The organism is Frateuria defendens, from assembly GCF_001182895.1.
Lineage (GTDB): Bacteria > Pseudomonadota > Gammaproteobacteria > Xanthomonadales > Rhodanobacteraceae > Frateuria_B > Frateuria_B defendens.
Window position 1 is genome coordinate 1 of the sequence record NZ_LFQR01000166.1, and the last position, 10,834, is coordinate 10,834.

General features: G+C 71.4%; 11 protein-coding genes. 7 read left to right on the forward strand and 4 right to left on the reverse strand.

Annotation, left to right across the window (positions count from 1 at the left end):
* Positions 1–379: 379 nt before the first annotated feature.
* On the forward strand, positions 380–1,768 hold the full coding sequence (locus tag ACH65_RS17320; RefSeq protein WP_049623885.1) for a sensor histidine kinase: 1,389 nt from the start codon (positions 380–382) through the stop codon (positions 1,766–1,768).
* Between the two features lie 16 nt (positions 1,769–1,784).
* Here the strand turns inward: ACH65_RS17320 and lptG are convergent, their stop codons facing one another.
* Both lptG and lptF read right to left on the reverse strand, forming a co-directional pair.
* Complete coding sequence (lptG, locus tag ACH65_RS17325) at positions 1,785–2,885, reverse strand: LPS export ABC transporter permease LptG (RefSeq protein ID WP_049623886.1); 1,101 nt, start codon at positions 2,883–2,885, stop codon at positions 1,785–1,787.
* Positions 2,882–3,997: an LPS export ABC transporter permease LptF gene (gene lptF / locus ACH65_RS17330; RefSeq protein ID WP_049623887.1), complete on the reverse strand. Its 1,116-nt coding sequence runs from the start codon at positions 3,995–3,997 to the stop codon at positions 2,882–2,884. The genes lptG and lptF overlap by 4 nt, the downstream gene beginning before the upstream one ends.
* 99 nt (positions 3,998–4,096) lie before the next feature.
* Here lptF and ACH65_RS17335 point away from each other — a divergent pair, with 99 nt between their 5' ends.
* The 5 genes from ACH65_RS17335 (at position 4,097) to ACH65_RS17355 (ending at position 9,017) form a co-directional block, all read left to right on the forward strand.
* Positions 4,097–5,605, forward strand: a complete 1,509-nt coding sequence (locus ACH65_RS17335; RefSeq protein WP_049623888.1) for a leucyl aminopeptidase — start codon at positions 4,097–4,099, stop codon at positions 5,603–5,605.
* 97 nt (positions 5,606–5,702) lie between these two features.
* Positions 5,703–6,125 carry a DNA polymerase III subunit chi gene (locus ACH65_RS17340; protein WP_049623889.1) on the forward strand — a complete coding sequence of 141 codons (423 nt, stop codon included), beginning with the start codon at positions 5,703–5,705 and terminating at the stop codon, positions 6,123–6,125.
* Between the two features lie 70 nt (positions 6,126–6,195).
* Positions 6,196–6,882, forward strand: a complete 687-nt coding sequence (locus tag ACH65_RS17345; RefSeq protein WP_049623890.1) for a fumarylacetoacetate hydrolase family protein — start codon at positions 6,196–6,198, stop codon at positions 6,880–6,882.
* 77 nt (positions 6,883–6,959) lie between these two features.
* Complete coding sequence (gene mscL, locus ACH65_RS17350) at positions 6,960–7,364, forward strand: large-conductance mechanosensitive channel protein MscL (protein ID WP_049623891.1); 405 nt, start codon at positions 6,960–6,962, stop codon at positions 7,362–7,364.
* A 192-nt stretch (positions 7,365–7,556) separates the two neighbouring features.
* Positions 7,557–9,017, forward strand: coding sequence for a M20/M25/M40 family metallo-hydrolase (locus ACH65_RS17355; RefSeq protein ID WP_049623892.1), 1,461 nt, complete (start codon positions 7,557–7,559; stop codon positions 9,015–9,017).
* A gap of 158 nt (positions 9,018–9,175) precedes the next feature.
* Here the strand turns inward: ACH65_RS17355 and ACH65_RS17360 are convergent, their stop codons facing one another.
* Together ACH65_RS17360 and ACH65_RS17365 are read right to left on the reverse strand one after the other, a co-directional pair.
* Positions 9,176–9,556 carry a hypothetical protein gene (locus ACH65_RS17360; RefSeq protein WP_049623893.1) on the reverse strand — a complete coding sequence of 127 codons (381 nt, stop codon included), beginning with the start codon at positions 9,554–9,556 and terminating at the stop codon, positions 9,176–9,178.
* Positions 9,557–9,632: 76 nt separating this feature from the next.
* Positions 9,633–10,106, reverse strand: coding sequence for a MarR family winged helix-turn-helix transcriptional regulator (locus ACH65_RS17365; RefSeq protein ID WP_049623894.1), 474 nt, complete (start codon positions 10,104–10,106; stop codon positions 9,633–9,635).
* Between the two features lie 91 nt (positions 10,107–10,197).
* On the opposite strand from ACH65_RS17365, the gene ACH65_RS17370 reads away from it, so the two are divergent.
* Positions 10,198–10,719, forward strand: coding sequence for an O-acetyl-ADP-ribose deacetylase (locus ACH65_RS17370; RefSeq protein WP_049623895.1), 522 nt, complete (start codon positions 10,198–10,200; stop codon positions 10,717–10,719).
* Positions 10,720–10,834: the final 115 nt, after the last annotated feature.

Below are 10,834 nucleotides of genomic sequence, written 5' to 3' on the forward strand. Positions count from 1 at the left end.
GGAAGGCGCGCCCTCGGGGTGTCTTTCTCTTTGGTTACTTTCTCTTGGACAAGCAAGAGAAAGTAACTCGCTCATCGGCAGATGAGCGAAACCCCGGCCAAAGGCCGGCCAGACCACGACGGAGCTTCGATAGGATCGGGCTTCAACACCACCGCACGCCCTCCCCTCACGGACACCAAGAGAGATCACGAACAAGCTCTTAGCGCCTGCCGCATGCCGACAGGCCAAAAGCGACGCCCGCGCGCCGCGCCGCCGCACACCAGGCGGACCCGACCGAACCGCTTAGACCGAACTGCGTATCGTAGGCAGGCGAGCGCTCTTTCTACACTGCGATCACGCCAGGAACGGCGCCGTCCCCTCCCACCCCAGTGCTCACGCCATGCCGACGACGCACGCCGACCGCTCGTTCGAATCCAAGCGGCACCCGGGCCAGGACGAGCCCACCCCGACCGCCCCCGCCACCTGGCAACGCCTGCGCCCCTTCGCCCTCGGCGTGCTGCCCGGCATGCTGCTGGCGCTGCTGCTGACCGGCCTGCTCACCGCGCAGCGCGCGCGCACCCTGCGCGAGGAAATGGACCTGCGCGTCGGCCTGCGCCTCGAACAGCTGGCCCTGGCCCTGGCCGTCGGCGAACGCCGCGACCCGCAGGCGCTGCTCGAGGGCGCCCTGCCCAGCCATCCGGGCGCGCCCCTGCGCCGGATCGAATGGCAGCCGGACGCGAACCATCTGTACGTGGCCGGCGATTCCGCCATCGACGGCACCGAGGCATGGCGCCGGTACGAGCGGCGCATCGCGCCCCCGGGCCACGCCGCGCAGGTGCTGCGCGCCTACCTCGACCCGCAGCCGCTGGAGCGCCGCGTACTGGATGCCTGGCTGGCCGGAGGCGGCTGCGGCGCTGCCCTGGCGCTGCTCACGGGGCTGATGTACCACCATCTGTATGGCCGTCCAGACGAAGCGAAGGCCGCCCACGCGGACAGCCCCCCGGGACTGCCCGCCGCCGCGCCCTCGACCATCGCCCGCGCGGGCCGGTCGATGCCGGAAGACGCCGAAGGCACGCCCGGCCAGTCGCACTTCATCGCCCAGGTGGGCCACCATTTCCGCCAGCCGCTGCACGCGCTGCAGCTGCTCACCGCCAGCCTGCCCGACGACGGCGGCCTGCGCCCGGGCTTCTCTGCGCAGATCCGCACCAGCATCGGCGCCATGACCCGGCTGCTTGACGCGCTGCTCGAACTCGCGCGCCTGGAGGCCGGCGTGGTGACGCCCTCGGCGGCGGATTTCAGCGCGCAGGACCTGTTCCTGCGCGACCGCTTCCGCCTCGCCGGCGAAGCCGCGCGGCACGGCGCCGTGCTGCTGTGGCGCGGCGGGCATCACCGGCTGCATGGCGACCTCGCCCTCTCCGCCGGCCTGCTGCGCCAGCTGGTGAGCAATGCGCTGGTGCACGCCGCCGGACGGCGGGTGCTGGTGGCCGCGCGGCGCCAGGGCGATGCCGTGCGCATCGAGGTGCGCGACGCCGGCCCGGGCATCGACGTGGCCGACCACGCGCGCATCTTCGAGGAGTTCGTGCAACTGCCGGCCGGCCAGGACGCGGCGCGCGCGGGCTATGGTCTGGGCCTGCCCATCGCCGTGCGCCACGCGCGGCTGCTGCGTACGCGCATCGACCTGCGCTCGGCGCCGGGGCGCGGCAGCCTGTTCTGGTTCACCCTGCCCGCGGCCCGGCATGCCGGGGCCTCGGTGCGGCCCGAACGCTGGCCGGTGCGGGAAATCGGCTGAACGTCTCGACCGGCTCTCAGGCGTGGCGCCGGAAATACAGCCAGGCCAGCAGCACCAGCAGCACCGGCGGCAGCAGGTTGGCGATCAGCGCCGGCATGCCGTACACGGTGCCGAGGTTCACCATCGCCTTCTGCATGAAGTACCAGCCGATCGCCAGCAGCATGCCGATGAAGATGCGCTTGCCCAGCCCCCCCGAGCGCAGCGCGCCGAACGCGAACGGCATCGCGCACAGCACCAGCACCAGCACGTTGAGCGGATACAGCGCGCGGCCCCAGAACGCCTCCGCGTAGACGCCGGGGCTTTCGCCGTTGGCCTCGCGGTAGGCCATGTTGCGGCGCAGGTCGCGCATCGGCAGGTATTCGGGGTGGATCACCGACTGCTCCAGCACGCGGGGATTGAGGCTCGACTGCCAGGTCTGGCTGGGCGCGGTGGTGCTGTGCGTGCCGTGTTCGTCCAGGGTGGTGCTGCGCACGTCGGCGAGCTGCCACTGGTGGCCGTCGTGCGAGGCGGTCTTGGCCCAGTCGAAGCGGGTGAGCTGGCCGTCGGGGGTGAGCGTGAACACGCGCACGTCGATCAGCTGCACGTGGTTCTGCCCGTTGACCTCGCGCAGCAGCGTGCCGCGCGCGTTGATGATGCGGTCGCCGTCGCGCGCCCACAGGCCGCTGTTGCCGCCCAGGCCCAGGTTGTTGGACTTCAGCCGCAGGTCCATCGCCTGCGCCTGCTGGTCGCCCCACGGCCCCACCGTCTCGCCCAGGATCACCACGCCCACCGTCAGCACCGCCACCACGCCCGCCGCGGAGATCGCGATGCGCAGCCTGGACATGCCCGCCGCCCGCAGCGCGATCAGCTCGCTGCTGCCGGCCAGGCCGCCCAGGCCCAGCAGGCCGCCGATCATCGCCGCGTTGCCGAACATCTCGTAGAGGCGGCGCGGCGTGGTCACCAGCACGTAGACGATGGCGTTGGTGAGCGTGTAGCCGTTCTTGCCGATGTGGCCGATCTGGCTGATCAGCTGGAACACCACGTCGATGCCGGTGAGCACCAGCCAGGTGACCAGCAGCGCGCCCAGCACCGCGGTGCCGACCAGCCAGTCCACCCGCTTCACGCGCAGCGCGCTCACGGCGCCACCGCCTGGCCGGCCGCACGCGGCCGGCGCGGTGCGTACTGCCGGCGGAACATCCACACGCCCAGGCCGAACACCAGGGCGCTGATCAGCCACAGCGCGGTGGAATGGTGCCAGCGGTCGCGCATGATCTGGCCACGGCACAGCGCCAGCATCACGTAGTAGAAGTAGAAGCTCAGGATCGCCAGCAGCAGGCGGCCGAAGCGCGGCTCGCGCGGGCTCTGCCGCGACAGCGGCAGCGCCAGCATCACCAGCACCAGCATCATCGCCGGCGCGATGGTGCGGCCGGCGAACTCGGCGCGCGCGTCGGCGCTGTCGGTGCGCATCAGCGCGAACAGGCCCAGCTCGTGCGCCGGGTCGTTGTCGTCGTCGGACTGGATGCTCGAGAGCGAGGTGTCGTTGCGCTCGTAGCGCATCTTGCGCCAGTTGTCGGCGCCCAGCGGCACCTCGTACTGCCAGCCGTCGTAGAGCGCCACGAAGCGGCCGTCGCCGTTGCTCTCCTGGTACAGCTGGCCGTGCTTGGCGGTGGCCACCTTCACCGCATGGCTGCCGTCCTTGGCCACCCGCTCGGTGGCGATGAAGGTCTTGCCCAGCAGGCTGCCGTCGCGGCTCAGGCTGTCCACGAAGATGATGCCGCCCTTGCCGGGCAGCTCGGTGAAGCGGCCGGCATCGAGGCCCGCGGCGATCACCGAGCGGTTGGCCGCGGCGATCAGCGCGTCGGAGGTGCGCGCGGCCCACGGCCCCAGCCACAGCGAAACGGCGCCGACCAGCACCACCAGCACCGCGCCCAGGATCGCCACCGGCCGCAGCAACTGGCGCGGCCCCATGCCGGAGGAGGCCAGCACGTGCATCTCGCTCTCGCGGTACATGCGGCCCAGCCCGAACAACACGCCCAGGAACCCGGCCAGCATCAGCAGCGTGGCCAGGCCGTCGAGCATGTTGAGGCCCAGCACCTGGAACATCACGCTGGCCGGGAAGCTGCCGTTGGCCACCTGCTTCAACACGCCCGCGAACGAGGTGCCAGCGAAGATCGCCACCAGCACGATGGTGGTGGCGGCGATGGTCTGGCCCAGCTCGCGCAGGAAATAACGGTCGAGGATGCTCAGCATGCAGTAAGATGTTTGGCTTCGTGCCGCATCGTAAACCGGTCGGCAAACCCCAAGTCTAGCCGGTCCGGCGGCCGCCGGGCCCGTTTGCAGGATGGTTCCATGACGCTCCAGTTCAGTCTTGCCTCCGCCGCGCCGGAAACCGTCGACACGCCCTGCGTGGTGGTCGGCGTCTACGAGAACGGCGTGCTCACCAGTGCCGCCGCCCGCGTGGATGGCGCCGCCGACGGCGCCATCAAGCGCCTGGTGGAAAGCGGCGACGTCACCGGCAAGGCCGCCACCAGCGCGGTGCTGTTCGCCCCCGCGGGCATCGCGGCCAAGCGCGTGCTGGTGGTGGGGCTCGGCCCGCAGAAGTGCTTCGACGCGGCGCGCTTCCAGAAGATCAGCCTGGAAGCGGCGCGCGCCATCGGCCGGCTGCCGGTGGACGGCGCCGTGTCCTACCTCACCGAGGTGGACGTGCCCGGCCAGGACGCCGCCTGGCGCGTGCGCGCCGCGGCACTGGCCAGCGACTACGCCGCCTACCGCTACACCGCCACCTTCAAGCCGCGCGAGAAGAACGGCCAGCCGGAACTCGCCGCCATCGCCTTCGCCGCTGGCGAGGAAGCCTGGCCCGGCCTCGACCAGGCCGCCGCCATCGCCGAGGGCGTGCGCTTCGCCCGCGACCTGGCCAACCTGCCGCCGAACCTCTGCAACCCCGCCTACATCGCCACGCAGGCGCAGGCCTTCGCCGAGGCCAACGCCAGGACCCGCTGCCGCGTGCTCGACCACGTGGAGATGGAAACCCTCGGCTTCGGCGCCCTGCTCGCCGTGGGCCGCGGCTCGGCCAACAAGCCCAAGCTGGTGGTGCTCGAATACCAGGGCGGCGCCGAGGGCGAGAAGCCCTACGCGCTGGTGGGCAAGGGCATCACCTTCGACACCGGCGGCATCAGCCTGAAGCCCGGCGCCGGCATGGAGGAGATGAAGTTCGACATGGGCGGCGGCGCCGGCATGCTCGGCACCTTCGTGGCCGCGGTGAAGCTCGGCCTGCCGCTCAACCTGGTGTGCGTGGTGCCGGCGGTGGAGAACATGCCCGACGGCGACAGCTACCGCCCGAGCGACGTGCTCACCAGCCTGGCCGGCCTCACCATCGAGGTGCTCAACACCGACGCCGAGGGCCGCCTGATCCTCGCCGACGCGCTCACCTGGACCGCGCGCACCTTCCAGCCGCAGGCGATGGTGGACGCCGCCACGCTCACCGGCGCCTGCGTGGTGGCGCTGGGCAAGCACGCCTCCGGCCTGATGAGCCGCCACGACGACCTCGCCGCCGAGCTGCTCGCCGCCGGCGAGGCCACGCTCGACCGCGCCTGGCGCCTGCCGCTGTGGGACGACTACCAGGTGCAGCTGGATTCGGGCTTCGCCGACGTCGCCAACATCGGCGGCAAGAGCGGCGGCGCGATCACCGCCGGCTGCTTCCTCTCGCGCTTCGTCGAGGGCGCGCGCTGGGCCCACCTGGACATCGCCGGCACCGCCTGGGACGAGGGCCGCAAGGGTCTCGCCACGGGCCGCCCGGTGCCGCTGCTGACGCAGTGGCTGATCGACCGGGCCGCGGCCGCGGCTGGGAATCGGGAATAGTAAATAGGGAATCGGGTCGAAGCGGGCAGCCTTCCGCTTCGACGCCCTCCCATTCCTTCCGACTCCCTATCCCCGACTCCCGATTCCCGGCCCTCCAATGCCCCGCGCCGATTTCTACCTGATCGACAAGCCGCGCTTCCGCGAGCAGCCGCTGCTGCTGGTGTGCGAGCTGGCGAAGCGGGCCTACGCGGCCGAGCAGCCCACGCTGATCCTCGCCCGCGACTTCGCCCAGGCCGAGGCGATCGACGAGCTGCTGTGGGCCTTCGACGAGGACGCCTTCATCCCGCACCAGCTGGCCGGCGACGACGACGACGCGCACACGGCCGTGCTGATCGTGCCCCCCGGCGTGGACACGCCCGACCGCCCGCTGCTGATCAACCTGCGCGAGGCCTGCCCCGGCGGCCAGCCCGAGCGCGTGCTGGAAGTGGTGGCCGCCGACCCAGCCGAGCGCGACGGCTCGCGCCTGCGCTGGCGCGACTACCAGCAACGCGGCTACGCGGTATCCAAGTTCGACATGTAGCCCCGCGGCGGGGCAGCGCCCCCGCTTGCGGCCCGGCCGCAATACCGGCCGGAACTGCTAACCTCGGTGCATGAGCTACGTCATCCCGCCGCCCGCCCAGGCCAGCCTGCCCATCCTCGGCACCGATGCACGCTTCCCGCTGCGGCGGGTGTTCTGCATCGGCCGCAACTACGCCGAGCACGCCCGCGAAATGAACATGCCGGTGGACCGCGCCCGGCCGTTGTTCTTCTGCAAGCCCGCCGATGCCGTGGTGGCCGACGGCGCCGACGTGCCCTACCCCTCCGGCACGGCCAACCTGCACCACGAGGTGGAGATGGTGGTGGCGCTGGGCGGTGGCGGAAGCCACCTCGACACCGCGCAGGCGCAGGCGGCGATCTGGGGCTACGGCGTGGGCCTGGACCTCACCCGCCGCGACCTGCAGGCCGAGGCCAAGGCCCACGGCGACCCGTGGGACACGGCCAAGGCCTTCGACCATTCCGCGCCGGTGTCGGCGCTGCGCCCCGCCGGCGAGGCGCGCCTCTCGGCCGACACCGCGCTGCGCCTGCACGTCAACGGCGCGCTGCGCCAGCAGGGCCGGCTCGGCGACATGCTGCACGATGCGGCACAGATCATCGTGGCCCTGTCCATGCTGTTCGAGCTCAAGGCCGGCGACCTGCTCTTCACCGGCACCCCGGCCGGCGTGGCGGCGCTGGCGCGCGGCGACCGCTTCCACGCGGAACTCGACGGCATCGCCGAACTGCACGGGCAGATCGTGTGAGGCGCGGCCTTCCGCCTCCGCCATCGCGGCGATAGCATCCATCCCCGTCCACCGAGCCACCACAAAAAGGAGACCCCATGGGCATACTCAAGGAATTCAAGACCTTCGCGATGCGCGGCAACGTGCTCGACCTCGCCGTCGGCGTGGTGATCGGCGCCGCCTTCGGCAAGATCGTCACCTCGCTGGTGGACCAGATCATCATGCCGCCGATCGGCCTGCTCACCGGCGGCATCGACTTCTCGCAGCTCAAGTGGGTGCTCAAGCCCGCCGACGACACCGACCCGGCGCACAAGGTCGCCGAGGTGGCGATCCAGTACGGCGCCTTCATCAACACGATCATCCAGTTCCTGATCATCGCCTTCGCCATCTTCCTGGTGGTCAAGCTGATCAACAAGCTGGTGCGCAAGGAAGAAGCCGCGCCCGCCGCGCCGCCCGCCGACGTGGTGCTGCTCACCGAGATCCGCGATCTGTTGAAGAAGTAGCGGAAGCCGGGAATCGGGAGAAGGGAATAAGGGAAGAACCACCGGCGCGGAGCCGCCATTGCCCCGGTTCCCCGTTTGCTTTCCGCCACAAGAAAAAGCGAGGAAACGGGGGACGTCTTGGCGCACCGACGTCGCCGCCTCCGATTCCCTGCTCCCTACTCCCCATTCCCTGTCACCAGCGAGAAACGCCCGATGCACCGCCCCGCCCTTACCCTGCTCGCCGCCGGCCTGCTGCTCGCCACCGGCGCCACCGGCGGCGCCAGCGCCGCCAGCGCCGCCGGCCGCGACACCACCATTCCCGCCTCGGCCGTCAAGACGGCCGAGCAGCTGCGCGACCGGGCGCTGCACGACGACACCGCCTACCGCATCACCGCATCGCTCACCACCGAGGTGGGCCCGCGCATGGCCGGCAGCCCGGCCGACCAGCGCGCCCGCGACTGGGCGGTGGCGAAGTTCAAGGCGCTGGGCTTCGACAAGGTCTACACCGAGCCGGTGACCTACCCGCTGTGGGAGCGCCACGGCGAGCACGCCGAGATCGTGGCACCGTTCCCGCAGCCGCTGTCGGTGCTGGCGCTCGGCTACTCGCCCGGCACACCCAAGGGCGGGCTCGCCGCCGAGGTGGTGCGCTTCGACAGCCTCGATGCGCTCAAGGCGGCCGACCCGGCCGCGGTGAAGGGCAAGATCGTCTACGTCGACGCGCGCATGGAGCGGGCGAAGGACGGCCACGGCTACGGCCTGGGCTCGGCCATCCGCGTGGCCGGTCCGGTGATCGCCGCCGCCAAGGGCGCGGCCGCCTACCTGCTGCGCTCGGCCGGCACCGATGCGGACAGCCGCACGCCGCACACCGGCGTCACCGGCTTCCGCGACCCGGCCAAGGCGATCCCCGCCGCGGCGCTGTCCAACCCCGACGCCGACCAGCTCACCCGCGCGCTGGGCTACGGCAAGCCGGTGACGGTGAAGCTCGCGCTCGACTGCGGCGTCGTCGGCGAGTACACCGGTGCCAATGTGATCGGCGAAATCACCGGCCGCCGGCACCCCGACCAGGTGGTGGCGATCGGCGGCCACCTCGACTCCTGGGATCCGGGCACCGGCGCGATCGACGACGGCGCCGGCGTAGCCATCGCCATGGCCGCGGCCAAGCTGATCCACGACCTGCCGCAACGGCCCGACCGCACCATCCGCGTGATCGCCTTCGCCAACGAGGAGATGGGCCTGTGGGGCGGCCGCGCCTATGCCGACAGGCACGCTGGCGAAGTGGCCAAGTTCCAGCTTGGCACCGAGTCCGACTTCGGCGCCGGCAAGGTATGGCGCCTGAGCGCCAGCGTGAAGCCCTCCGCGCGCGGCGCCATCGGCCAGATCGCCCAGGTGCTGGAACCGCTCGGCGTGGCCTACGACACGCAGCGCCCGGGCGGCGGCGGCTCGGACCTGTCGCAGCTGCACGGCAAGGGCATGGCGGCGCTGTCACTGACCCAGGACGGCACCAAGTACTTCGACTGGCACCACACCGCCAACGACACGCTGGACAAGATCGACCCGGCGGAGCTGGCGCAGAACGTGGCGGTGTACGCGGCGTTCTCCTACATGGCGGCCCAGGCCGACGGCGACTTCGGCTCCGCGCCCGGCGCGTTCAAGGACGACCACGCGGAGGACTGACGCCTGCCGCGAGCGGCGCGGCGCAAGCCGGCGCCGCTTTCCGAAAAGAAGGCGGCTTCGGCCGCCTTCTTTTTTGGCCGGCGATGAAGCACGACACGGCATGCCTGCTGCGAACAGTCCCCCTCACCGGGAAGACGCCATGCCGGGACGGACGGTCTTCAGCGCGCGTAATGCAGGTCCGCCTCGACCAACACCCTGGGAAAGCAGAACGTCTTCGGCAGCACCGCGATCGCCACCGGCACGCCCACGCTGCGCTCCACGCCCCCGGCGTCGGCACAACCCAGTCCCGGCGGCAGCTCGTAGTGGATGATCCGCACGGTGTACTGCGGGCAGACGTCAGCGCACGGGTATTCCGCCACCACCGGCACGCCGTGGTGCGTGCCCAGGCGCACGGTGCTGCCCATCAGCGCGGCCTTGTCCCACGGGCGCTCCGCGTAGGCGCGCAGTGCCACGTCGCCGAGCACGGGCGTCGCCGCCCGTGCGGCACAGGCCGCGGCCAACAGGACGGCCGCGCCGATCCCACGACGTTGTGCGCTCATGTCCTTGGGTCTCCCTGGCGATCCCTGGCGGCAGCATAACCGCCTCGCCCTCGCGTCGCCTGCCGCGACGCCGCGCTCAGCCGCTGGCCTGCTCGCGGCCCGCGCCGCCCTCGCCCTGCTCCAGCGCCAGCAGGTTGTCCTTGATCCGGCCGAGCACCGAGAGCGTCAGCTCCAGTTCCTCGATGCCGATGCCCGCGGTGGCGTCGCGGCGCAGGCCACGAGCGATGTCTTCCATGCCGTCGACCACGCCCCTGGCCTGCTCGGTGAGGTACAGGCGCCAGGCGCGGCGGTCCTTCGGATCAGGGCGGCGCTCGACGAAGCCGGCCGTCTGCAGCCGGTCGATCAGGCGACCCACCGCGATCGGCTCCATCTCCAGGAACTCCGCCAGCTCGTTCTGCCTGACGTTCTCCCTCCGGTGCAGCATCTTGATCGCCCGCCACTGCGCGCGGGTCAGCCCGAAGCGCACCGCGCGACGGTCGAAGTGCTTGCGGAACAACAGCGTGACATCCTGCAACAAATAGCCGAACGGCATATCTTCCGGCTTGGTCATTTCGTCGTGGGCCTCCCTCCGGCGCAAACCTTTCAAGCATACGTTGCCCTTGCCCAACAGAACCTAGCCCGCGTCACTAGCGCATGCCCCCATGTCACTGTCCATAGCCGTCGCCGACATTACCCGACTCATGGTCGACTCGATCGTGAACGCCGCCAACGCCGGCCTGCTCGGCGGCGGCGGCGTCGACGGGGCGATCCACCGCGCCGCCGGCCCCCGCCTGCTGGCCGCCTGCCGCGCCCTGCCGGAAGTCGCCCCCGGCGTGCGCTGCCCGACCGGCGAGGCGCGCATCACGCCCGGCTTCGACCTGCCCGCGCGCTACGTCATCCACACTGTCGGCCCGGTATGGCACGGCGGCGGGCGCGGCGAGGCCGCGCTGCTGGCCAGTTGCCATTACCGGGCCATGCAGTTGTTGCGAGAGCGAGGATTGCGCAGCATCGCCTTTCCGGCTATCAGCTGCGGGGTCTATGGCTATCCGCCGACCCTGGCCGCGCCGGTGGCGATCGCCGCGCTGCGCGAGGCGGGCGCCGAGTCGCCCGAACTGGACGTGCGGCTGTGCCTGTACGACGCCGCGATGGCGGCGATCTGGCGCGAGGCGCTCAGCGCAGCTTGAAGGGATAGAGCGGCGGCAGCGGCGAGCGCTCGGCGTGCCCCGGCGCATCGCGCCAGGCGAAGCCGTCGGCGAAGGCCACGGCCAGCGCACCCGCATCGCCGTCGCCGGCCGCGGC